Origin of the sequence: Flavobacterium sp. (genome assembly GCF_027484945.1) — a bacterium.
In the GTDB taxonomy this organism is placed as follows: Bacteria; Bacteroidota; Bacteroidia; order Flavobacteriales; family Flavobacteriaceae; genus Flavobacterium.
In genome coordinates, this window is sequence record NZ_JAIXRZ010000065.1 from 23,657 (window position 1) to 48,728 (window position 25,072).

20 protein-coding genes and 2 tRNA genes are annotated in these 25,072 nt (G+C 37.3%); 11 read left to right on the top strand and 11 right to left on the bottom strand.

The window, feature by feature from the left end:
• Positions 1-20 precede the first annotated feature (20 nt).
• The 5 genes from bamA to Q0039_RS09540 all read right to left on the bottom strand — a co-directional run bounded on the left by bamA (position 21) and on the right by Q0039_RS09540 (position 5,805).
• Complete coding sequence (gene bamA / locus Q0039_RS09520; protein WP_297512054.1) at positions 21-2,732, bottom strand: outer membrane protein assembly factor BamA; 2,712 nt, start codon at positions 2,730-2,732, stop codon at positions 21-23.
• Positions 2,659-3,405, bottom strand: coding sequence for an isoprenyl transferase (locus Q0039_RS09525; protein ID WP_297512057.1), 747 nt, complete (start codon positions 3,403-3,405; stop codon positions 2,659-2,661). The genes bamA and Q0039_RS09525 overlap by 74 nt, the downstream gene beginning before the upstream one ends.
• Before the next feature lie 3 nt (positions 3,406-3,408).
• Positions 3,409-4,089, bottom strand: coding sequence for a DUF6089 family protein (locus Q0039_RS09530; RefSeq protein WP_297512061.1), 681 nt, complete (start codon positions 4,087-4,089; stop codon positions 3,409-3,411).
• A 164-nt stretch (positions 4,090-4,253) separates the two neighbouring features.
• The gene (locus Q0039_RS09535) at positions 4,254-5,138 is read right to left on the bottom strand and encodes an NAD kinase (protein WP_297512063.1); all 885 of its coding nucleotides are present in this window, start codon (positions 5,136-5,138) and stop codon (positions 4,254-4,256) included.
• Between the two features lie 4 nt (positions 5,139-5,142).
• Entirely contained in the window at positions 5,143-5,805 is a 663-nt protein-coding gene (locus Q0039_RS09540; protein ID WP_297512066.1) for an acetoin utilization protein acuB, read from the bottom strand.
• Positions 5,806-5,902: 97 nt separating this feature from the next.
• Here Q0039_RS09540 and Q0039_RS09545 point away from each other — a divergent pair, with 97 nt between their 5' ends.
• The gene (locus tag Q0039_RS09545) at positions 5,903-6,616 is read left to right on the top strand and encodes a pyridoxine 5'-phosphate synthase (RefSeq protein WP_297512070.1); all 714 of its coding nucleotides are present in this window, start codon (positions 5,903-5,905) and stop codon (positions 6,614-6,616) included.
• Positions 6,617-6,680: 64 nt separating this feature from the next.
• Positions 6,681-7,445: an alpha/beta fold hydrolase gene (locus tag Q0039_RS09550; protein ID WP_297512073.1), complete on the top strand. Its 765-nt coding sequence runs from the start codon at positions 6,681-6,683 to the stop codon at positions 7,443-7,445.
• Between the two features lie 51 nt (positions 7,446-7,496).
• Here the strand turns inward: Q0039_RS09550 and Q0039_RS09555 are convergent, their stop codons facing one another.
• Positions 7,497-8,315, bottom strand: coding sequence for a T9SS type A sorting domain-containing protein (locus Q0039_RS09555; RefSeq protein WP_297512075.1), 819 nt, complete (start codon positions 8,313-8,315; stop codon positions 7,497-7,499).
• A gap of 98 nt (positions 8,316-8,413) precedes the next feature.
• On the opposite strand from Q0039_RS09555, the gene Q0039_RS09560 reads away from it, so the two are divergent.
• From Q0039_RS09560 to clpX, 4 genes are all read left to right on the top strand, one after another.
• Positions 8,414-8,758 (top strand): phage holin family protein, encoded by a 345-nt coding sequence (locus Q0039_RS09560; protein WP_297512078.1) that lies wholly within the window; start codon positions 8,414-8,416, stop codon positions 8,756-8,758.
• Positions 8,759-8,852: 94 nt separating this feature from the next.
• Positions 8,853-10,187, top strand: a complete 1,335-nt coding sequence (gene tig, locus Q0039_RS09565) for a trigger factor (RefSeq protein ID WP_297512082.1) — start codon at positions 8,853-8,855, stop codon at positions 10,185-10,187.
• Positions 10,188-10,470: 283 nt separating this feature from the next.
• Positions 10,471-11,157: an ATP-dependent Clp endopeptidase proteolytic subunit ClpP gene (gene clpP, locus Q0039_RS09570; protein ID WP_297512084.1), complete on the top strand. Its 687-nt coding sequence runs from the start codon at positions 10,471-10,473 to the stop codon at positions 11,155-11,157.
• 52 nt (positions 11,158-11,209) lie between these two features.
• Positions 11,210-12,439, top strand: coding sequence for an ATP-dependent Clp protease ATP-binding subunit ClpX (clpX, locus tag Q0039_RS09575; protein ID WP_297512085.1), 1,230 nt, complete (start codon positions 11,210-11,212; stop codon positions 12,437-12,439).
• Between the two features lie 251 nt (positions 12,440-12,690).
• Here clpX and Q0039_RS09580 read toward each other — a convergent pair whose 3' ends face one another.
• Entirely contained in the window at positions 12,691-14,214 is a 1,524-nt protein-coding gene (locus tag Q0039_RS09580; RefSeq protein ID WP_297512105.1) for a GH3 auxin-responsive promoter family protein, read from the bottom strand.
• A 66-nt stretch (positions 14,215-14,280) separates the two neighbouring features.
• Here Q0039_RS09580 and Q0039_RS09585 point away from each other — a divergent pair, with 66 nt between their 5' ends.
• Positions 14,281-15,081 carry a DUF2797 domain-containing protein gene (locus Q0039_RS09585; protein WP_297512087.1) on the top strand — a complete coding sequence of 267 codons (801 nt, stop codon included), beginning with the start codon at positions 14,281-14,283 and terminating at the stop codon, positions 15,079-15,081.
• 16 nt (positions 15,082-15,097) lie between these two features.
• Here Q0039_RS09585 and Q0039_RS09590 read toward each other — a convergent pair whose 3' ends face one another.
• Complete coding sequence (locus Q0039_RS09590; RefSeq protein ID WP_297512089.1) at positions 15,098-17,671, bottom strand: AsmA-like C-terminal region-containing protein; 2,574 nt, start codon at positions 17,669-17,671, stop codon at positions 15,098-15,100.
• A 143-nt stretch (positions 17,672-17,814) separates the two neighbouring features.
• Positions 17,815-19,572 carry a signal peptide peptidase SppA gene (gene sppA, locus Q0039_RS09595; protein WP_297512092.1) on the bottom strand — a complete coding sequence of 586 codons (1,758 nt, stop codon included), beginning with the start codon at positions 19,570-19,572 and terminating at the stop codon, positions 17,815-17,817.
• Positions 19,573-19,707: 135 nt separating this feature from the next.
• Between sppA and folK the strand changes: the two genes are divergently transcribed.
• Complete coding sequence (gene folK, locus Q0039_RS09600; RefSeq protein WP_297512095.1) at positions 19,708-20,850, top strand: 2-amino-4-hydroxy-6-hydroxymethyldihydropteridine diphosphokinase; 1,143 nt, start codon at positions 19,708-19,710, stop codon at positions 20,848-20,850.
• Between the two features lie 76 nt (positions 20,851-20,926).
• Here the strand turns inward: folK and Q0039_RS09605 are convergent, their stop codons facing one another.
• Positions 20,927-21,466, bottom strand: coding sequence for an RNA methyltransferase (locus tag Q0039_RS09605; RefSeq protein ID WP_297512097.1), 540 nt, complete (start codon positions 21,464-21,466; stop codon positions 20,927-20,929).
• A 60-nt stretch (positions 21,467-21,526) separates the two neighbouring features.
• A complete protein-coding gene (locus tag Q0039_RS09610) occupies positions 21,527-21,994 on the bottom strand; it encodes a DUF1573 domain-containing protein (protein WP_297512100.1) in 468 nt (155 codons plus the stop codon).
• Positions 21,995-22,139: 145 nt separating this feature from the next.
• On the opposite strand from Q0039_RS09610, the gene mutS reads away from it, so the two are divergent.
• The 3 genes from mutS to Q0039_RS09625 all read left to right on the top strand — a co-directional run bounded on the left by mutS (position 22,140) and on the right by Q0039_RS09625 (position 25,046).
• A complete protein-coding gene (gene mutS / locus Q0039_RS09615; RefSeq protein ID WP_297512103.1) occupies positions 22,140-24,746 on the top strand; it encodes a DNA mismatch repair protein MutS in 2,607 nt (868 codons plus the stop codon).
• A 131-nt stretch (positions 24,747-24,877) separates the two neighbouring features.
• Positions 24,878-24,950: transfer RNA gene (locus Q0039_RS09620), tRNA-Gly, on the top strand.
• 25 nt (positions 24,951-24,975) lie between these two features.
• Positions 24,976-25,046: transfer RNA gene (locus Q0039_RS09625), tRNA-Leu, on the top strand.
• The last annotated feature ends 26 nt before the right edge of the window (positions 25,047-25,072 follow it).

Here is a 25,072-nt window from a genome sequence, read left to right on the forward strand (position 1 = left end):
GCATTGCTTTAGCAAATATACTAAAATTGTTGTCCAATAATAAAATGCGTTTGCCATCCGCCTATTTGTGTCGTACCCGGGATATAATCAAAGCCATGAGCAAAGTCAATACCCAATAAACCAAAGGCCGGCATGAATACACGAATACCAAAACCGGCAGATCGTTGTATAGCAAACGGATTATAGTCCTTAAAATTGTCATACGAAGCCCCACCTTCTAAAAAAGTGAGCCCGTAAATTGATGCGGCCGCTTTTAAAGTTATAGGATAACGCAATTCAAGGGAGAATTTATTATAAATCGTCCCACCAAAAACAGACGATAATGATTGGTTTGGATAACCACGTAATTGGATCATTTCACGGCCGTCTAATGAAAAGTTGGCCAATCCATCTCCTCCAACAAAGAAGCGTTCAAAAGGCACAACTCCTCGGGAAGCATTATAAGCGCCCAAGAATCCAAATTCAGATAAGCTACGTAAAACTAAATTACCTCGAACTTTGGTGAATACTTCACTTTTAAATTTGATTTTATAATATTCTAGCCAGTTAAATCGTTTTTGGTCGTACTTCGATTGGTTTAAATCGGCATCCAAATAATTGTCCACTTTTGCATAGGTTCCATCCTCCAATTTTTTAACATAATCATTCGGAGTGATTCCACTGCTTGCCGCAATCATCGTATTCGGGTCAAATTTTAATTTATATTCAGGGGATTGTTTTAATGCATCATAATCGATTTTACTTATCAACGAGTAAGGAGGCGAAAATTTGGTAGAAATACTAAATTCTGATCCACGGGTTGGATAAATCGGATTGACACCCTTATTATTTCTTGTTAAACCAAGGTTGATTCCAAAATTGCGCGAACTCCCGTTCCCAAAATTAAATAATCCAGTATTGTAATTGTTCAAATTGTAGTATTGGAAACTTAGATTTGACGATGCTACAAAATAATCATCAGGTATGGTTAATCGTTTTGCTAAACCTACAGATACCGTAGTGATATCAAAGCTTTTGGATCGGTCTACACTATTGATTGAACCGGTAAATAGAAACTGTTTACTTTGTGAAATCGATGTCGAAAAACTCACGGGCTTTTTCCCGCCAAACCAGGGTTCTGAAAATGAAAAACTATAGGTTCTAAAAAAGGTACTAGCTTGAAGACGCAACGATAATTTTTGACCATCTCCCATAGGAAGCGGGTGATACGCTTCTTTTTTAAATAGGTTTTGAATGGAGAAGTTATTAAATGAAAGTCCGAGCGTTCCGATAAAACCTCCGCCGCCATAACCCCCTTGGAGCTCAACCTGACTGGATCCTCGTTCAACTAAATTGTATTCAATATCTACTGTACCCGCAGTGGGATCTACATTTTTAAATTTAGGATCAATTGCTTCGGCATCAAAGAATCCCAATTGTCCAATTTCACGAACGGTACGTACCAAGTCATCTTTACTGTATTTTTCACCCGGTTTTGTTCGTAATTCACGATAAATAACTTTGTCGTTGGTTTTGTCATTGCCGACTACTGAGATTTTATTGAAATAAGCCACGGGGCCTTCAATTACTCGTATTTCAAAATCGATGGAGTCTTTTTCAGTTTTTACTTCTACTGCATTAATTGTCGAGAAAAGGTAGCCATTGTTTTGGTATAAATTGGTAATATCCTCTCCATCAGGTTTTGTTTTATCAGAAATACGTTTTTCTAATAAAACACCATTATACGTTTCCCCTTTTTTAATTCCTAGTAAGCTCGCTAGTACTTGATCAGAGTAGACGGAATTTCCTAAAAACTTAATATTTCCAAAATAATATTTATTACCCTCTTCAACTTTAATTTTTAAAGCGAGTTTTTGTTTTTTCTCATTCAACCAAACCGTATCTGAAACAATACGCGCATCACGAAAACCTTTTTCTTTGTATTTATCTACAATTTTTGTTAAGTCCTCGGTGTATTTGCTTTTGATAAATTTAGAAGCTTTAAAAACACGTATTAGATTACGTTGTTTAGTTTCTTTCATTGCTTTGCGCAACTTAGCATCGGAAAATTTTTCATTCCCTTCAAAATCAATCGAAGCAATTTTAATTTTGTTTCCTTTGTTGATGGCAACCAACATATTCACTTGATTTGAAGTGGTGTCGGTGGGTGTGGTCTTTACAATAACTTTGGTGTTGAAATACCCTTCTTTTTTGTACTTGTTTTCTAAGTAATTTCGCGTTGTTGTAATTAAATTTTCATTGACAATTTTTCCTTTAGTCAATGCGTTTTCTTTAATAAGATCTTCAATTTTATTTTTTTTAATACCGTTAATACGAACCTCATTCAGTTTAGGTAGTTCAACAATGTTTAAATCTAGGTCTATGGTGTCTCCGCGAACATCCCCTACATAAAAGTCAATGTCGCTGAACAAGCCTAGCTTCCCTAATTTTTTGATTGCATTACTAATTTGCTCACCGGGAACCGTGATTTGTTGTCCTTTTTCAAGTCCAGCAAAGGTAACCACCGTCATTTGGTTGTAACTGATTTTTCCGGTTACATTTACATTTCCGAGTATGAATTTTTTTCCCTGTTCAAAAGGCAGTCGGTTTTCATTTTGAGCCGATAATTGGCTACTCATTCCTATGAATAAGAAAATAAGAAATACTATTGCTCTCATCTTAGGATATATGGATTTGTTCGCTCGTTTTTCCAAATCTTCGTTCTCTTTTTTGGTAACTGATAATGGCTTCATACAAATGTTCATCCGTAAAATCAGGCCACAAAACATCGGTAAAATAAAACTCTGCATAGGCAATTTGCCACAACAAGAAATTACTAATTCTGTGCTCCCCACTGGTTCTGATTACTAAATCAACATCGGGTAAATTGTGTGTGTAAAGATGTTGATTAATAATCGAATCATCTATAGCCTCAATTGAAATTATATTATTTTTAACTTTGTCACTTATCGTTTTAACAACATTTAATAGTTCTTCCCGCGACCCATAACTAATGGCGAGTGTTAACGTCATTTTCGTGTTGTCTTTGGTTTTGTCTATTACATCCAATAGTTCGTTGCGTGTAGTCTTTGGGAGAAGTTCCAAATTGCCAATAGCGTTTAATCGAATGTTGTTTTTTTGAAGGGATTTGAGCTCTGATTTTAAAGATTTAACCAATAATTTCATTAAAGTTTCCACTTCTAATTTGGGTCGGTTCCAATTTTCGGTAGAAAAGGCATATAAAGTCAGATAGCCAACACCTAATCGGGCACAAGTTTCTACGGTTGTTTTCACAGATTTTGTGCCGCGTTCATGGCCAAAAGTTCGCAACATCCCTTGTTTTTTAGCCCAACGACCATTACCATCCATTATGATTGCAATGTGTTGCGGTAAATTATCCAAATTTAGGTTTTCAAACAAACTCATAATTTAATCTGCACAAAAGCAGGGTTTATTTCCAAAGGTATAGGTTAATGTAAATCCCGAGAATACATACCAATCCTTACTTGTTAAATTGCCAAATTGAAGACTTTGTAAATCTTCGTTTTTGGGATTACTTCCGTCTAAATTATCGGTTAAAGTATAGCGCGCGCCCACTTCAAAACCTAAAATCCAACTATCGGTAATATTGCCTTTTATTCCAACAATCATCGGAATAGAAAATGTTCCACTATTGATATCTACTTTGGTGCGTCCGTTTAAAACATACAGCTCATCATAATTGGTCAACGATACACCGGTAAATACATAGGGTGTAAATTGTTGTTCCAATTGATGCAAATCGAATTCAAAAAAATTAAATTCCATTCCGGCAGTAATTTCGCGAACCGTATTCGAAAAATTATACCCCCTTTTGTTTCGTCCGGGCACCTCAGAATCAATGTCGTTTGCGCTAATTTTTCCCTGAATGAACGATAATCGATACGCGTGACGTGTGCTGCGGTTCCACTTGTACAAAACACCAAACGAAAATTCATTAGGATTAATGTAGGTGGTTTTACCAACGTCGCCAATATAATTTGCTCCCCCCAAGAAAACTCCAACTTCATGTATTTGAGCGTTTAATCCGGAAAAACAACTAATTAAAATCGCTAAAAATAATCGTTTCATTAAATGAAAAATAGCGTGCAAATATAATAATTATCAGTACTTAATGAACATTCAATCTCGATTTCTGATAAATAAAAATAAACACAATTCGACTTAAAAATAGTTGGACTTTGTACAGCCCGAACTACAAACGAAAAAAAAGTGTTACTAGTGTGCCCAATGCGTTAATTTCTTTTGTCTTCTCCCCATAGTAATTTGCTTCGTAATGTGGTTAAAAAACTCTCTTCTGGGATTTCAACCATACGAATGGTAAATGGATTTTTTCGAATGACTAAAGTTTCATTTCGATTTAAAGTTGCAATCCGTGAATCCAAAGACACCATGTAGTTTGCTTCTCGTCCGGATACTTGAAGTCGAATTTCTGTTGAGTCGGGAATAACTAGGGGGCGGGCATTCAAATTATGTGGTGCAATTGGAGTGACAACCCAACTTTGAACGTCGGGAGTTAGCACAGGTCCGCCACAACTTAATGAATAACCTGTAGAACCTGTGGGTGTTGCGATAATTAAACCATCGGCCCAATAGGAAGTAAGGTATTCTCCATTTAAATAGGTGTCAATAGTAATCATTGATGTAGTGTCTTTCCGACTAACCGATACTTCATTTAATGCAAAATTGAGTGTGCCAATGGAGGGGTTGTTTGGTTCACATTCCAGTTGTAATAAAGTGCGCTCTGAGATTGTATATTTTTGATCTAAAACCAACTGAAGAAATTCCTCAATATTATCTTTTTGCACTTTGGCCAGAAAACCTAACCGACCGGCATTGATGCCTAATATTGGAATTCCAGAACCGCGTACAAAAGTAGCAGCACGTAAAATAGTACCATCGCCACCAATACTAATCATTAAATCAAAGGAGATGTCCAGGTCGGAATGTGTTTCAAATGTGGCATATTCCTTTTTTAAAATTTGTTCGTTACAAAGAATTTTAAGAAATGCTGCTTCGATTACCAATTCAACGTGGTTTTTCTTTAAAAATAAAAAAATGTCCTTGATAATTGGACGGGTGTCATTTTGATAATATTGTCCAAAGATGGCGATTTTCATACCATTAAATATTTAAAAAACGATTAAGATAATCCGATCGTTCTTTGAGGTTGTTCAAGTATTGATCTTCGTGATGCTCAGAAACTATTTCATAATTATACCTTCGAAATGTTTGAATGATATCATTCATTGGACCAATGGCAATTTTTATAGTAATTACGATACTATCGTTTTGGGCATCAGAAATAAAAACACCCAAAACGCGACCGTTATTGCTCTCGATAATTTGGGTAATTTGACTCATGGAATAGTCGTTAATGCCTTTTCGAATCACAATAACACCTCCTTGTTCTTTTAAAAAAGGTGTTTCGTAAAAGAATTTTACAATAGCTTCCAGCTCATAATATCCCAGATAGGCATTCGTTTCATCGTCTAAAACCGGTACAACATTACAGTGGTTTTTTGCAAAAACTTCTAAAACATCGAGCCACATCATGCTTTTTCGACTGAAAAATCCCTCCAATGCATAGCGGTAATCTACTAGTTTTTTGTCGCTATCCAAAGTTTCTACATCATCTGCTGCGATACTTCCGATATATATTCCTTCATTTAGTACAGGAAAATGAGAGAATGATTCCGCCTCAAAAAAATCTTGCGTGGCCGCAATAGTACTATCGCAAGCTAGTGCAGGGTAATCGTTGCTGATGTAATCGTTTATTTCCGTCATTGAGCATTTTCTAATTACAGTGCAAAATAATCATTTTTTTGGTTCTCTAATGCGGATTTTAACTTGTATTTTTGTATTTCAATTTGAAAAAAGCAGCATGACGAAATTAAGTGTTAATATCAATAAGATTGCCACCTTGCGGAATGCCCGTGGCGGGAATGTCCCCGATTTGCTTAAAGTTGCCCGAGATGTTCAATCTTTTGGTGCTCAAGGAATTACTGTTCATCCCCGTCCCGATGAACGTCATGTGCGTTATCAAGATGCGCGTGATTTGCGGAAAATCGTAACCACAGAATACAATATTGAAGGAAATCCGCAGCATAATTTTATTGATTTGGTACTCGAGTGCCGCCCTGAACAGGTAACACTTGTCCCCGATGCAGTTGGAGCCATTACATCGTCTGCCGGCTGGGATACGCTTAAAAATCAATCGTATTTAAAGGAAGTGATTGCGGAATTTAAGCGTAACGGAATTCGAACTTCAATATTTGTAGATCCCATAGAGGCAATGGTTGAAGGGGCTTTAGCAACAGGTACAGACCGTATTGAATTGTATACGGAACAATTTGCGCACAGCTACGCCCTGGGTGATACTCGCGGAATTGAACCGTACCAAAAGGCAGCCGAAAAGGCGCTTGAAGTCGGACTCGGTATCAACGCGGGTCATGATTTAAGTTTAGATAACATTTATTTTTTTAAACAAAACATCCCAGGTTTATTAGAAGTTTCTATTGGTCATGCTTTAATTTCTGAGGCATTGTATTTAGGATTGGAAAATGTAGTGAATATGTATTTGCAAAAATTGAAATAAATCAAATACCGATTTTATGACCTACAAGTAATTGGTTTCAACTCATAACTCATAACTTTTATAAATGTTGTTTTCTAGAATAGAAGGCGAGGGAATGCCGCTAATCATCATCCATGGATTTATGGGGATGTCGGATAATTGGAAATCCTTTGCAGGACAATATGCCGCTTTGGGCTATCAGGTTCATTTATTGGATTTACGCAATCACGGGAAGAGTTTTCATTCGGATATTTTTACGTATGAAGATATGGTTCAAGATATAATTGATTACACGAAAGCCCATTCAATTAAAATGATGGATATTATAGGTCATTCAATGGGTGGAAAAATAGCAATGCTTTTGGCAGTACAGCATCCAGGATTGGTACGTAAATTAGTAGTGGCAGACATAGGTCCCAAATACTATGCGCCTCACCATCAAGAGATTTTGGCTGGACTCAATGCGGTTGATTTTTCTATTCAGCCCGATCGTGCTCAGGTTGATGCTGTGCTTTATCCGTTTATTCCCGATTTTGGAACCCGGCAGTTTTTGATGAAAAATTTGTATTGGAAAACTCCAGGACAATTGGATTTTCGTTTTAATTTAAAGGTCTTTAATGCCCAAATTGAGCAAGTTGGTCAAGCCTTGCCCGAAAATACCCAATTTGAAGGAGCTACTTTATTTATTCGTGGAGGCAATTCGAAATACATTCTAGATACCGATTGGCATTCAATTCAAGATCACTTTCCTAACGCCGTACTAGCGACCATTCCCGGCGTAGGGCATTGGTTGCATGCCGAAAATCCAGCTGCTTTTTTTGATAGTACCAGTCGCTTTTTAATAGCATAAATAAAAAAAGGCCTTCAAACGAAGGCCTTTTCGATATTCTCAACTAAATAATTAGTTTTTGATAAATTTCTTAACCGCTTTACCTGCTTCTGTCTCAATGTTTACCATGTAAACGCCTGCTTGTAAATCACTTGTATTTACAGCGATATCCTCAGTGCCATTAGCCGCTACAGTTTTAATAGTTCTTCCGTTGATGTCAACGATAGAAACACTATTGATTGCTGTAGTATTGCCATTTTTAATGTTTAACACATTGTTCACTGGGTTAGGGAATGTTGTAAATGAAGAAGATAAAACTTCATTAACACCTAAATTACCAGAAACCACTACATCATCAACCGATAATGAGTCAGCATCATTTCCTACATAGTCAAATTGAATTTTCACATTTGAATTACCAACATAAGGTGTTAAATCCAAAGAAATCGCTAATGTCTCATAGTCAGTATACACACCATAATCTTCTTCTGCCCATAAAACAGTCCAAGTGGTACCACCGTCAATTGAAACACGTGCTAATAAATCGCCGTTTGGAAATGGATCTACTTGATATTCGTATCCAATTTTAATGTTGAAATTCCAACTAGCATCAGAATAACCCGCCAAACTGAAAGAAGGACTCGTTAAAGCCGCATCATTGTCTTGTGCAATCCAAGCAATACATGCCGATTTACCACCTGTGATGTTGAAGGTAGCTTGGCCAGAAGCATTGAAGATTGTTGTAGTAAAACCCCATGGGCGTGTGGGCACTAAAGTGGTAGCATCCCATCCCGTTGGAGGCCATGTAGTTCCTTGGAAATCCTCAGTTAAAACCTGAGCCGTTCCGAATAAAGAAACTAGTAATGTTAAAGAAAGTAAAAGTTTTTTCATGTGTTTAAAATTTATTAATTACAAAGCAAAGTTAGCAATTTATCATTTCCAAACAATTTTTTTTACCTTTATTGCTGTTAATTTTTATGAATTTTTTTATGAAACTTATTCTAAGAGTGGTTATTACAGCTTTGCTAGTGCTAATTTTACCTTATTTTTTTAAAGGTATCGAAGTAAATTCCTTGGTTACCGCATTTAAAGTTGCCCTAGTTTTGGGGTTGTTGAATTTTTTTATCAAACCTATTTTTGTATTTTTTACACTGCCTTTTACCGTTTTTAGCTTGGGTCTCTTTTTGTTGGTCATCAACGGAATGATTATTATGCTTTGCGATTATTTTGTTAAAGGATTTGATGTTCAAAATATCGGTTGGGCCATCTTGTTTAGTGTGGTGTTGTCGCTTTCACAATCTTTGGTTTATAAACTCACCGAAGTAAAAAAATAAGACTTTAAAAATCAATAGTCTAAAACTTGGACGGGTTGTAGAAAAGTTATACTTTTGCAACCCGATTTTAGTTAGTAAAAATTAGTACAATCTCATGAATATTACAAGAAATAATGTGGACGCTTTAAATGCAGTAGTAACTGTAGAAGTGAACAAAAGCGACTATGCAGACAAAGTTCAGGCTGTTTTAACCAACTACCGCAAAACCGCAAATATCCCAGGATTCCGCAAAGGTGCAGTGCCCATGGGTCTTATCCAAAAGCAATACGGCAAAGCAGTGTTATTGGATGAAGTGAACAAATTATTACAAGAAAGCTTGAATAATTATTTGGTCGAAGAGAAACTAGATATTCTCGGGAATCCACTGCCCAAAGTAACTGACGATTTTAACTGGGATACCGATGACTTTAAATTTGAATTCGAATTGGGACTCGCACCCGAGTTTGCAGTTGATTTATCGGCAAAAACGAATGTGGTAAAATACACCGTAGTAGCCGATGAAACGATGTTGAATGCACAAATTGCGCGTATACAAAAACAATACGGTAAAGTAATTGCCAAAGACACCGTAGCCGAAGGAAATGATGTAGCAGGTATTTTTGCCAATGAAGCGCGTGGTATTAATAATCGCACTACACTGGATTTGGAAGATTTAGCCGATAAAAAAGCAGTAAAAGCGATTTTAGGTAAAAAAGTTGGCGAAGTTGTGACACTCAATACAAAAGGATTGTTCAAAGATGATCACAAATTGATGGATGTATTAAATATCGGTCATGATGATGTACACGGTTTAGCTATTGATGTAACATTTACTATTGACGAAGTAATCGGTTATGAGCCTGCCCATCTAGACCAAGAATTGTTTGATCGCTTATTTGGTCCTCAAACGGTAACGTCTGTTGACGAAATGAAAGCAAAAATAAAAGAAGATGCGGAGCGCCAATTTGTGCAACAAGCCGATCAAAAATACTTGAACGATGTAACGGAGTTTTTAGTAGAATCGACCAAGTTTGATTTGCCTGCCGCTTTTCTAAAAAAATGGATCCAAACAAACGGTGAAAACCCTATTGCAGCTGAAGAGGCCGAAATTGAATACGAGCGCTCTGAAAAAGGCTTGCGTTATCAATTGATTGAAGGAAAAATCATGAAAGATCATAACCTTCAGATTACATTTGATGAATTAAAAGACTATACCGGAGGCTTAATCAAACAACAAATGGCGCAATTTGGCCAAATGAATCCAACGGAGGAAGATATCCAAGGGATTGTAGCACGTGTAATGACAAATCAAGATGAAGTACGTCGCCTTTCGGAACAAGTGATGAATCAAAAAATGTTGGATTTATTTAAAACCAAAGTAAAAGCCAAAAACAAAGAAGTGAACTACGAAGACTTTGTGAAAGCAATGTATGGAGAGTTGAAACACTAATCAAAAATAATTCTTATATTTGAGCGTCAATGTCGGTCCGATTTTGGCGCTTTTTTATTTTGAAGCCAATCCGGCTGTTTGCTCTATCTTTTGTTGTTTTGCTTTTTAGTAAATTACTAAAAACAGTACAAGTATATCGGCAACAAAACAACAAAAGGATGCTGCTCCCATCCGGGCTAAACCAAAAGCATTCAACAGGATGAGGTCTTTAAAAAAATGCCAATGTTGAACAAAAATTGTACAAAATTTAAAATTTCTAATTTAAAATTTCTAATTCATACACATGGACTTCGGAAAAGATACGAGAGCAAGACTCGAAATGGCAAATCAGTTTAAAAAGTTTGCAACAAAAAAGCAGGGTGTAAATAGCCTATATTATGATAAAATCATAGCGGGAATGACGCCCTACATTATTGAAGAGCGACAATTGAATGTTTCTCAACTGGATGTTTTTTCCCGTTTGATGATGGACCGTATTATCTTTCTTGGAACTGGAGTAGACGATTATGTAGCCAATATTATTCAAGCGCAGTTATTGTTTTTGGAGAGTGTTGATGCGTCAAAGGATATTCAAATTTATATTAATTCACCCGGAGGTAGTGTTTATGCGGGCTTAGGTATTTATGATACGATGCAATATGTAAAACCCGATGTTGCCACTATCTGTACCGGTATGGCGGCTTCGATGGGTGCAGTATTGTTGTGTGCTGGTGCTGAAGGAAAACGTTCGGCCTTACCGCATTCTCGCGTTATGATTCATCAACCTTCTGGCGGTGCACAAGGGGTAGCCACTGATATGGAAATTAATTTGAAAGAAATGTTGAAGCTCAAAGAAGAGTTGTATCAAATTATTTCTAATCATTCTGGACAATCGTTTGATAAAGTGTACAAAGATTCAGAACGCGATTACTGGATGATTGCTGATGAAGCAAAAGAATACGGGATGATCGATGAAGTTTTGCGAAGATAATTCAATTTATAGTTTACAGTCACAGTTTATAGCGACTGCCAATTAATTAACAATGGCTAAAGAAATTTTAGAATGCTCTTTTTGCGGGCGAAAAAAACCAGAAACGAATCTTTTGATTGCTGGAATTAATGCACACATTTGTGATCGTTGTATCGAGCAAGCACATGGAATTGTAGTGGAGGAAATTCGCACTAATAATCCAACAAAATTACCTACAGACCTAGTTTTACAACGGCCAAAAGAAATTAGAGCTTTTCTTGATCAATATGTGATAGGTCAAGAACAAACCAAAAAAGTATTGGCTGTTGCAGTTTACAATCATTACAAACGTTTGATTCAACCCCAAGCTACCGACGAAGTGGAAATTGAAAAGTCCAATATTGTTATGGTTGGACAAACAGGTACAGGTAAAACGTTGGTTGCAAAAACAATTGCACGGATGTTGGATGTGCCCTTAGCTATTGTAGACGCTACGGTACTTACAGAGGCGGGTTATGTTGGTGAAGATGTAGAGAGTATATTAACGCGTTTGCTTCAAGCGGCCGATTACGATTTGGCTAAAGCTGAACGGGGTATCGTTTTTATCGATGAGATTGATAAAATTGCCCGAAAAAGCGACAATCCATCCATAACGCGTGACGTTTCGGGCGAAGGGGTGCAACAAGCATTGTTAAAATTGCTCGAAGGAACAATAGTGAATGTTCCCCCTAAAGGAGGCCGTAAACACCCCGATCAAAAATTTGTGGAAGTGAATACGCAAAACATATTGTTTATCGCTGGAGGGGCATTTGATGGAATCGAACGCGTTATTTCTAAACGATTGAACCGTCAAGCAATGGGGTATAGTACCACCCAAAAAGAAGCAATCGATAAAGACAATTTGCTGCAATATATTATTCCAAAAGACTTAAAAGATTTTGGTTTAATTCCAGAAATTATTGGTCGTTTACCCGTATTAACGCACATGGATCCCTTGGATAGACCTACCTTACGGGCGATTTTGACCCAACCGAAAAATGCCTTAATTAAGCAATATGAAAAATTATTTGCTATGGATGAGGTGCAACTATCGATAAGCGAAGAAGCACTCGATTATATTGTAGACAAAGCTTTGGAGTATAAACTCGGTGCGCGTGGACTACGTTCGTTATGCGAGGCAATCCTTACCGATGCCATGTATGAAATGCCGAGTAATGATGAAAAGGTCTTAGACATCAATAAAGAATATGCAGAACATGCACTAAGTAAAAACTTATTAAAACGGTTAGAAATTGCTTCTTAAAAAAAAGTAAATAATCAAATTGCCCTAAAAAATAATCACTTTATTTTTTGGGGTATTTTTTTTGAAAAAGGGAAATGCCCGTTTTGCTAGTACGCAATAATGGTTTAACTAGGTGTAGTAAAGTTTTGTATCGGTAGGTTGGGTTCTTCGATGGTTTTAAGATCAACACATCTGCGTCCATAGCATTTCATGCGTTTAGGTCCGCACGAGAGCAAAGAAAGTATACCAATTAGTACTAGAATTCTTCTCATTTACTTTTTCTCTTTTTGAAGTGCTAATAATTCTTCTACATACGTTCTTTGGTTGGATAAACGCGGAATTTTATGTTGTCCACCCAATTTGTTTCGTTCCTTCAACCAATCGTAAAATAGGTTTTCTCGGGCTACTTCCAACTTTAATGGGTTTAGCGTCATGTTGTGATACCGTTTGGCTTCATAATCAGAATTAACCGATTGCAAATTGGTATCTAGGAGTTGTGCAAATGCGGCAATCGATTCGGGTGCCTTTTCAAATTCGACAATCCACTCATGCGCTCCTTTTTCTTTATTTTTCATAAAAATGGGAGCTACTGTGTAGTCTTTAATTGTACATTTTAACTCCTTACAGGTTAACGCTAATGCTTTGTCGGCATTTTCCACCATTAATTCTTCCCCAAATACATTGATGTGATGTTTGGTTCGCCCTGTAACGCGAATACGATAGGGGCTGATGGAGGTAAAACGCACGGTATCACCAATCATATAGCGCCACAGTCCCGAATTGGTCGTGATAACAACCGCATAGTTGGTCTCCAATTCAACCTCTGCCAATCGGATGATTTTTTCATGAGGCGTTCCCAAGGTGTTCATTGGGATAAATTCATAAAAAATCCCATAATCAAGCATTAAAAGCAAATCACTGGAATAATTTAAATCCTGAATAGCAAAAAAACCTTCGCTAGCATTGTAAATCTCATAGTATTTAAAATCGCTTTTAGGAAGCAGTTGTTTGTAGGGTTCACGATAGGGTTCAAAACTCACCCCTCCATGAAAATATACTTCTAGATTGGGCCATAATTCTAATAAATGACTGTGATTGGTCTCGTTTAAAATACGTTGCATTAAAACCATCATCCACGAGGGCACTCCCGCAAAACTAGTTACATTTTCATTTTTAGTTTCCTGAATAATGGCTGCCAATTTGGATTCCCATTCGCTCATCAACGATGTTTTATTGCTGGGAGTACTACTAAATTCGGCCCAAAGCGGCATATTTTCAATAAGAATAGCTGATAAATCTCCAAAATACGAATTGTTGTTGGCATAAATTTGAGAGCTCCCTCCTAAACGTAAACTTTTTCCCAAAAACAAACCCGATTCGGGATTGTTATGAAGATACATGGCGAGTAAATCTTTACTGCCTTTGTAATGGCAATCCTCTAGGGCTTCACTACTAACGGGGATAAATTTACTCTTTGCGTTAGTGGTACCACTGGATTTAGCAAACCATTTGATAGGCGAATGCCAAAATATATTTTGATACCCTTTACGCGTTTCTTCGATTAACGGTTCCAGGTCTTCATAATAGGATACGGGAACCCGATCAATAAAAGTTTGGTAACTCGTAACCGATTTAAAATCATACTTATTCCCGATGACCGTCTCCTCACAATTGCGAATAAGATTCAAAAGTAACTCCTCTTGAACTTCATTGGGGTATTTTAAAAACAGTTCAATCTGATGAATGCGTTGTTTTAAAACCCACGAGGCAATAGAATTGATTATGGGAAACATAATTAAAATGTTGAATTATGAATTAAGAATGATAACTTTACCAAATATACTACTATTTATAAATTTAGCATGATATACGAAGGCATACTAACCAAAATGCAAACCGAATACCAAAATCCAATTCAATACTACTTGGTGTTTGAACACGCATTTTTACATATGAATCAACTTCTGGGTAAATCTATTGAAATTCATCATACCGGTTACCAATGTTTGAATTGTAGTAAAAAGAAAAAAATCTTCCGACAGGGTTTTTGCTATGATTGTTTTATGAATAGTGCTTCTGCGGGTGATTGGATTATAAAACCCGAACTAAGTAAGGCCCATTTGGACATTGAAGATCGCGATTTAGCTTATGAAAAACGGGTTCAATTGCAACCCCATATTGTGTATTTAGCGTTGTCTAGTGAAGTCAAAGTAGGCGTAACTCGAAAAACGCAAGTGCCTACACGCTGGATTGATCAAGGCGCAATTCAGGCATTGCCCATAATTGAAGTGCCCAATCGGTACTTAGCGGGAATTACAGAAGTTGCCTTAAAAAGTTACTTTGCTGATAAAACCAATTGGCAAAAAATGCTTAAAAATGAAGTTCCTGTTGTAGATTTATTGGCAGAACGCGAAAAAATTGCTTCGATTTTACCTGCCGAAGTGCTTGATTTTTTTCATCCAACACCGGATGATTTGTTTGATTTGCACTATCCGGTTATGCATTATCCAGCTAAAGTGACGAGTCTGAATTTGGAAAAAACCCCGCAATATACAGGTCAATTACAAGGAATCAAAGGACAGTATCTGATCTTCGATGACCAAACCGTGTTTAATGTGCGGACGTATGAAGGTTTTGAAGTACGTCTACAAATAGATAAGTAAGACGCACATTTTACCTTTATTTCTTCCGCCCCAATAACCCTTTGAGTACATCATTAGCCTTGTTTTTTAGGTCTTCTTTTGTTTTGGATGTAGTTGTATCTCCAGGTTTGGTGTTGCGATCGATTATTTTATCTAATGCAGATTTTCCTTTAACGATAAGCTTTTCTTTTTGTTGTTTGACAAGATTGGTTACTAGGGCTTTTGTTGTGGCTTTGCCATCGGTTTGTACTTTCGGATTGCTAAAGGATCCCGTTAATTTGGCATTAATCGGCACATGATCCAATTTTGCTTTTTCCGTTAGGAAAAGTTTGCTCAATAGTGAATTCACTTCAGGGCCCAAGTATTTGGCAGGCACATCAAAATTCAAATCATAGTTCATCGATTGGTCAAAACCATGGGTGCCACTAACAGTTACTTTGATGTCTTGGTAGTTAATGGTAAAAGGTTGTACCGAAACTCTACCCGCTCTGAACGCAACCGAGGCTTTTATATCGTTTACATTTATTTTTTTTAAATCGATAAATTGCAATTGTTCGTCTAAGGAGCGCAACAGTTTTGATTGATTTGAATTGATCGTCGTCGATAGTAATTGTCCCATTAAATTGCCCGAAATTGAATTAATATCGGGTGTTAATGCAAGGGCATCTAAGTTGCCATTTACGTTGAGTCTTGCATTGAGTTTTCCGTTAATTACCGCTGCAATAGGGGCAATTTTTGTCAACATATTGAGTTGTGTAAATGATTGGGCAATGTCTACCTGATTCAATCCTAAGTTCATGTTGAATTTAGGCGTTTTTTCTTTAGTGTTAACCGCACCGTTTAATTCAATTTGTCCTTGAAATACTTCTGTTTTTACATTTTCAAGCGTTGCTTTTTGATCGTTAAGAATCAGTTTTCCAGTACAATTTTTCAAGGTTAAATTATCATACAAAACAGTGGTCGCTTTTGCAGTAAGGCTACAGTCTAAAAATGCCGGTATTTTTAAAGGAGCGGCAGCTTTTTTTGATTCGTTAGTTGACGTATTTGTTGTCGTCATAAAATCGTTAATCGCTAGTTGATTTGAAGTTAAGTTGAAATTTCCTTGAAGATTTTCCTTACGGAATAGAAACCCATAAAAATTTTCTAAAACACCATTAGCTGCAATGTCACTTTTGCCCGTTTTAGCTTCAAATTGTTTTAAATTGACCCGACTTGTATTAAATACGACAGCTATTTTTCGAATATCCATTGTTTTGCCAGAAGCATCGGTATATTGAAATCCTGACAAGTCGATAGCGCCCGCATTTTTTATCCGAGCATACTCCTTTTTTTCCACCGAGGCCATATCAAAAGCTGTGGTTACATCGGCTTTTAAAATGCCCGATAAGGGTTTTTTGAGCTGGATTGGGTAAGCTTTCGAAAAATTAGTTAAATTAATTATCCCTTTCAATGCAGCATTGACTTGTGTATTTTCTGCAATATTTTTAAGGGTGGCTTTCGCATTAAAAACATCCTGATCAATAGCAAATGACAATTTATCAATAGCGACATAGGTGTCATTCATGTCTCCTGTTTTATTGACAATTTTGGTGTCAATATGGATGTTTTTTATAGCTTTTGGTAAATTGGGATATTGAAACGATGCATTATCGGACGCAATCGCAATGGAAAATTTAGGAACGGATGTTTCGGTCAATTGCCCTTTTGCAAATCCTTTCACACCAAAAGTCCCCGTAGTTTTTACATTTTCAATACTACTTCGGTAAGCTGCTGGAATCAATCCAAGGAAGTTTTTAAAATCGGAAGTAGGCGTTTCAAATGTTAGATCATAGATTTGCCGATTAGCAGCCATTTGAATAAAACCATTGAAATTCAATGGTAAATCGTTGATTTTTGCTTCGTTTTTTTTGAAACTGTATTTGCTTTGATTAAGGTCAATTCCCAAAATAGCCTTTAGGGTAATTGGAACCCGATTCATATAGTTCATTTTATCCATTGACAGCGAAACCGAAGTTGTTGTTTGGGTATCTAAATCTAAAACAGAGTTCCTAAAATCGCCTATGCCCGAATGTTGAATGCTGTCGAGTTGCATTTTGATTTTTGAACCTTCATCGGTATATCGGAACGTATAATTAGCGATTTCATACGACTGAATTTTAAATGCCAAAGGTTTGCTTTTGGATTGACTTTCGGTGCTTTTTTTGTCTTTGAGTGCGATAGAATAATTGCCAATACCTTCTTTATTGATAATAATATTAAGCAATCCATTTTTTGTAGCAATAGATTCAACCGAAAGGGGTTCGTCGGCTCCGTTAAACAATTCACCAATTCCCATTTTTAGATGCAATTCGTCAAAAGCTACTAGCGTATCTCCTTCAAATGGTGCTTTGTTGATAATCGCCATTTTTTCAATTGATACAGTTGCTTTTGGAAAATTACGAAACAAGCTAAGATCAGCGTCTTCAAACCGCACGGTTGCGTCTACGCTTTCGTTGAGTGCGCGCTCAATACGCGCTTTGATTTGATCCTCAAAGAAATAGGGGATTGCGAAAGCGAGTAGTAGCAACACCCCAAGGGTAATTCCCGTAATTTTAGCAATTTTCTTAACCATTGAATTTGATTTTAAGTAATTTAAACAACAATTATGCCTAATGCTACGGTTGCTTAAACAAAAATACGGATTATGGTCCAATTGGACAGCGCTTAGTGTTTAAAAGCATAAAAAAACCGCCTTATAAAAAGGCGGCTGGTCTATTAATCGATTTTCATTTCATAGGGTATACGGGTCATCACTCCTTGCTGCTGTGAAATCACTTGAATACGTTGCAGTAGGGCATAATTTTGTTCACCTAATTGCTCTTTTAGCAAAGCGGATTTACTTTGTATTAGACCCATATCTTCAAAAAAGGCCAAGACTTCTCGCTCGTATTCCGGATAATCTTGGATGCGGTATTTTTTTGTTTTACCTAATTTTGCGGCTTCTGCTATAGCAGCTTCGAGACCACCAATTTTATCTACCAATCCAATTTTAAGAGCATCAGATCCGCTCCAAACCCGTCCTTGACCAATAGCATCAACTTGCTCGGTTGTAAGTTTTCGACCGTCGGCTACTCGTTTAATAAAAGTGGCATACACCCGTTCCACTCCTTCTTGGGCAGTAGCCCGGAAATTGGGGTCCATTGGCATAAATACACTATAATCTTGTGCGTTTGGATTTGTTTGTACTTGATCTACCGTTAAACCTATTTTTTGTCCCAGTGCGGTCAAGTTTGGAATAACACCAAATACACCAATAGATCCTGTAATCGTCGTTTTTTCTGCAAATATCTTATGGGCATTGCATGCAATATAATATCCCCCCGAAGCGGCATAATTACCCATCGATACAACTACAGGTTTTATTTTTTTTGTTAACTCAATTTCCCTCCAAATTAAATCCGAGGTCAATGCATTGCCTCCCGGACTATCAATTCGTAAAACAATGGCTTTGACCTCTTCGTCTCGGCGTGCTTCTCGAATTGCGCGACGCATGGCGCCATCACCAATTACATTAACATCTCCTTCGCCAGCTGCAATTTCTCCTTGAGCATAGATGATGGCAATTTTGTCTGATGCTTCCAAATCAATGAAAGCTGTCGCTTTATCTTTAGCATAATCAACGATAGCTACGGTATTGTAATCTTCATCTTTTTCTACTTTTAACGCTTTACGGATAATGTCGTCGTAATGATCTTCGTAAGTAATGCCATCGACCAAACGTGTTGCTTTAGCGAGCTCGGGTGTACGTGCGCCTAAATTGTCGGCAATTGTGTTCAGTTGCGCTACAGAAATCTTCCGACTTTTAGAAATATCCACCAATAAGGCGTCCCAAATAGATTGGAGTAACTGTGAAGTTTGTTCTCGATTGGCCGTACTCATTTTATCTTCCAAAAAGGGTTCTACAGCGCTTTTGTATTTGCCGTGGCGAATCACTTCCATTTTTACGCCCGTTTTTTCTTGGATACCTTTAAAAAACATGATTTCAGCTCCTAATCCTTTGAACTCAAGAGCACCAACGGGATTTATATAAATTTGATCTGCAACGGAGGCTAGGTAATACTCCTTTTGCGAATATTCCTCTGCATAAGCATAAATAAATTTACCCGATTTTTTAAAGTCTTCCAATTGGTCGCGTAACGCTTTGGTTTGGGCAATTCCAAGTTGGGAGTTTACATTTTTTAACGAAATTCCTTTAATGTTGTTGTCGGATTTTGCATATTCGATAGCATTAGTAATATCTACTAAACCGTCGTGATGGGCCGTAAATTGACCAATATCCGTAAAATTAATTTTACCTGCATAATCCAATTCAACTTTGGATAAATCCAATTCGATTACCGAATTTTCTTTAATAACAACGGTTTCTTCATTACCGCCAAAAAGTGCTGCAATAAAAATCAATCCGAAGAATGCAATCATGAAAAACAGAAAAATCCCTACAAGGGTAGCCAGTACATTACTTAAAAAACGCATACTATAAATTTTTAGAAGATTAGTTTAGGTTTGCTCAAAAAAGTTACATGTCGAACATTATTTTTAAAAAAATAGTTATTAACACTACTTTTAAAAATAGGGTTTTATGAATAAGTTTTAGTTATTTTGTGAGCTATGAATTTTCAAAATCAAATCGTACTCTCATTGGGCACCAATACAGGCGAAAAGTTAGCCAATTTGGAGCGGTGTATCGATTTGATTCATCATAAAGCGGTTACAGTTATTGCTGTTTCACCTGTTTATGAAACCCCATCTTGGGGATTTGAAAGCGGATCTTTTTACAATTGTGTTGTTTTGATACACGCGCACAAAACCCCACATCAATTACTCAAAAAGATTTTGAAAATAGAACGCGAAATGGGACGGGTTCGATCTGCTGGTACAAGTTATGAAGATCGGATTATCGATATCGATATAATTGCGTTTGATGAAGACCAAATCGACACAGAGTCGCTTACTATTCCGCATCAATTGATGCAGCATCGCCGGTTTGTATTGCAACCACTCGTTGATCTCTTGCCGCAATGGCGCCATCCTAAACTGTACAAAACGGCTGAAGAATTATTAGCCCATTGCTCAGATTCTAGTGATTGCATACAGGTGGCTAACCTTAAGTCGCGTTTGAGTTCTATAGCGCTCAATCAGTTTAATTATATTGCAATTGAAGGAAATATAGGTGCAGGAAAAACAACGCTTGCAACAATGATGGCCGAAGATTTTAATGCAAAAACCGTTTATGAACGTTTTGCAGACAATCCTTTTTTGCCTAAATTTTACAAAGATCAAAATCGGTATGCCTTTCCACTGGAAATGTCGTTTTTAGCCGACCGCTACCAACAAATTGCTGATGATCTTTCCCAATTGGATTTGTTCAAAGATTTTGTTGTGGCCGATTACCATATATTCAAATCGTTGATTTTTGCCAAAGTAACGTTGGCAGAGGATGAATTCCGTCTTTACAATACGTTGTTTTCTATTATTTATAGAGAAATGCCCAAGCCCGATTTGTATATTTATTTGTATCAAAACACCGAGCGACTCTTGCAAAACATTCGAAAACGCGGACGAAGTTATGAGCAGGAAATTCCCGCCGCATACCTCGAAAAAATTAATAATGGGTATTTGGATTTTATTAAAACCCAACAAAATCTCAATGTTTTAGTCCTTGATGTTTCCGACTTGGATTTTGTTAAAAATCAATCCGACTATATTTATATACTCAACGAAATTCAGAAGAAAATTACCACTTTAAAATAAAAGTGCTGCTTTGGGTCAATTGAAGGGGTTAATGCTCAAACAAAAACCAATAATCAACTTCTAGAGAAAAGAGATTTTAGGGTTGCCATTTGTTCATTTTTTGATAGAAATCCCAAATTACAATCCCGGCACTAACAGCAATATTTAAGGAATGTTTGGTGCCTAATTGTGGAATTTCAATACACCCATCCGATAGGCGTATTGCTTCTTGCGAAACTCCATAAACTTCATTGCCAAAAATTAAAGCATATTTTTGCTGCGGTATGGGTTGGAAGCTATCCAAAAAAACGGCATTTTCTACTTGTTCAACGGCATAAATAGTGGTATTTTCTGATTTTAAGCTCTTTAATACATCAACGACATTGTTTTGGTATTCCCAGGCCACGGTTTCGGTTGCGCCCAATGCGGTCTTGTGTATTTCTTTGTGTGGGGGTACAGCGGTAATGCCGCATAAATAGATTTTTTCAATTAAAAATGCATCCGAAGTTCGAAAAACAGAACCAATGTTATGCAGGCTTCGAATATTATCTAAAACGATGCTAATGGGCGTTTTTTTTGCCTCTTTGAAGGCTTCGACAGATTTTCGTTCCAGTTCGCTGTTGGCTAATTTTCTCATGGGGTAAAAATAAAAAAAGCACCCGTTAAGAGCGCTTTTTCTATACAAAAAAGTATTTTTTTAACTTTTAATTGGTGCAGCAGCAGGAGTAGCCGGTTGTGGATCGGGAAGTACATTTCCTTTAATCGTTAAAACTTTAGTTTCATTACCCACTGCGTTGGAACGAACAGTTACGTTTTTAGTAAACTGACCTACACGATCCGTAGCATATTTAACACTAATAAATCCTTTTTGACCGGGTTGAATAGGGTCTTTAGGAGGAGTAGGAACAGTACAACCACATGAACCTTGAGCGCTTTCTATAACCAACGGTTTGTTTCCGGAGTTGGTGAACACAAATTGACGGTTACCATCGGCATTGTGCTCAATAGTTCCGTAATCAATTGTTTCGTTTTCAAAAGTAATTTGAGGTCCGTCAACAGATTGCGTAGGTTGCGCTGGCTGAGCAGTTGTCGATTTTGCATTGGGAGTTTGCGCATTGGCCAAACCCATATAAAATAATGCTGCAACCAAAAGAATTTTTTTCATGGTCTATAAAATTTATGTTTTACAAGCAAATTTAACAAAAAAACCCAATCAATTTTCAAAACCTATGCAAAAATTCATGCTGCTTTTTCGTGAAATACAGGGACAGATTTAGTAAATTCGTACCACATTTTTAATAATTAGCATTGTGGCGGCCCAAGGAAAAAGCACCAAAGAAACACCCTTAATGAAACAATATAACGAGATAAAAGCAAAGTATCCCGATGCTTGTTTGTTGTTTCGTGTAGGCGATTTTTATGAAACCTTTGGAGAAGATGCCATTCGTGCTTCAAAAATATTGGGTATTATTTTAACCAAACGGGGTAATGGATCAGAATCAGAGACTGCCTTGGCTGGTTTTCCCCATCATTCGTTAAATACCTATTTGCCAAAACTTGTAAAAGCGGGATTACGGGTTGCCATTTGTGATCAGTTGGAAGATCCAAAAATGACAAAAACCATCGTAAAACGCGGGGTAACTGAATTGGTAACCCCCGGTGTAGCGATAAATGATGAAGTACTACAAGCCCAATCCAATAACTTTTTGGCTTCTGTTTTTTTAGGTAAAAAAATACACGGCATTGCTTTTTTAGATGTGTCTACCGGGGAGTACCTAACGGCAGAAGGCAATGAGGAATACATAGATAAGCTTTTACAAAATTTCACTCCTGCAGAAATTCTTGTTCCAAAAAATCAAAAGAAAGACTTTCATGCTGCTTTTGGCGAAACCCATACTACTTTCTTTTTGGAAGATTGGATTTATAAAGAAACGTATGCCCAAGAAAAATTGACCTCCCATTTTCAAACCAACTCATTAAAAGGCTTTGGTGTAGATGGATTTGTCGAGGGTATTATTGCTGCAGGGGCTATATTGTATTATTTGTCAGAAACCCAGCATAATAAGCTGCAACATATTTCCAATATCCAACGTATACCCGAAGATGCCTATGTGTGGATGGATCGTTTTACCCTTCGGAATTTGGAATTATATCACAGTTATAATCCCAATGCAGTTACGTTGTTGGATGTTATTGATAAAACGCTATCCCCTATGGGGGCGCGCTTATTAAAGCGCTGGTTGGCGTTGCCGCTAAAAGATATCGCAACCATTCGATCGCGACATGAAGTGGTTCATTATTTCACAACCCATACGGAGGAGTTGCGCCAAATACAGTTTCAAATTAGGCAAATTTCCGACTTGGAGCGCTTGATTTCAAAAGTGGCAACCGGTAGAATTTCGCCCAAAGAAGTCCTTGTTTTAAAAGTGTCTTTAGATGCAATCTTGCCTATAAAATCGATTGCGCTCTCGAGTTCGCAAGAGGCGGTTCGCGTTATTGGAGACAGTCTTCATGCATGTGATTTATTGCGTGAGAAAATAGCTACTACACTCCATCCCGATGCTCCTGTTGCGCTTTCAAAAGGAAATACAATCGCTGCAGGTGTTGATGAAGAGTTGGATGCTTTGCGCGCTATTGCTTTTTCTGGTAAAGAATATTTGGAGGCAATTGAGCGTAGGGAGTCCCAACGAACCGGAATCACCTCATTAAAAATTGCCTTCAATAACGTATTTGGATACTATATTGAAGTACGAAACACCCATAAAGATAAAGTTCCAGAAGATTGGATCCGTAAACAAACGTTAGTGAATGCAGAGCGGTATATTACCGAAGAATTGAAAACCTATGAGACGAAAATTTTAGGAGCGGAAGATAAAATTCATCAAATCGAATCACAACTGTTTGAGCAATTGGTCAATTGGTTGGGTTCTTATATCAAGCAAGTACAATTGAATGCTAGTTTAGTAGCGCAATTGGATTGTTTAGCATCATTTGCTCAGTTGGCGATGGATCATCAGTATGTTTGTCCGGTACTTGATGATAGCTTTGAATTGGAAATAAAAAATGGACGACATCCTGTAATTGAAAGGCAATTGCCGGTGGGTACACCCTATATTGCGAATGACGTGTACTTAGATCGTACAACCCAACAAATCATTATGATAACGGGGCCTAATATGTCGGGTAAATCTGCGATACTCCGTCAAACAGCCTTAATTGTTTTGCTTGCGCAAATTGGAAGTTTTGTGCCCGCCGAAGCAGTGCGAATGGGGGTAGTCGACAAGATTTTCACACGAGTTGGTGCAAGTGATAATATTTCTATGGGTGAATCTACCTTTATGGTAGAAATGAATGAAACGGCTTCGATTTTGAATAATATTTCAGAGCGAAGTTTGGTGTTGTTGGACGAAATTGGACGCGGTACAAGTACTTATGATGGAATTTCTATTGCATGGGCTATTGCCGAGTTTTTGCATGAACATCCCGCACGTGCAAAAACATTGTTTGCAACACATTACCATGAGTTGAATGAGATGACCGATTTATTACCGCGTATTCGTAACTACAATGTTTCGGTCAAGGAGTTAAAAGACAATGTTTTGTTTCTTCGCAAGTTGGTTGAAGGGGGCAGCGCACATAGTTTTGGTATTCATGTGGCCAAGATGGCGGGAATGCCACAAACAGTGGTTCAAAAAGCCCAAAAAATGTTGAAAAAGTTGGAGAAAAACCACTCGTCAGATGCATTAAATGGGGTAAAAGCAATGAAAGATGAAATGCAATTGAGTTTCTTTACTATAGATGATCCAATTTTGGAAGAACTCAAAGCAGAAATTTTATCCATTGACATTAATACATTGACTCCCGTTGAGGCATTGATGAAAATTAATGAAATAAAACGGATGCTTCAAGCGAAGTAAAGTTTGGCTTTCAAGGGATTAGCTATTGCGCTAATTTTTTTCTAAATTTCGCTTGTAGAATCCATTTTAAGTGTTACATTTGCATCCGCAATCGCCAGTAAAGTGGTTGCTGTTCTTTTAAAAATTGAAATGCGAAAATAGCTCAGTTGGTAGAGCGCAACCTTGCCAAGGTTGAGGTCGCGGGTTCGAACCCCGTTTTTCGCTCTAATAAATAAACCAATGCTCGAGTGGTGGAATTGGTAGACACGCTGGACTTAAAATCCAGTGGGTAGTAATGCCCGTGCGGGTTCAAGTCCCGAATTAAAAAAAAAAAGCTTCAAACGAAA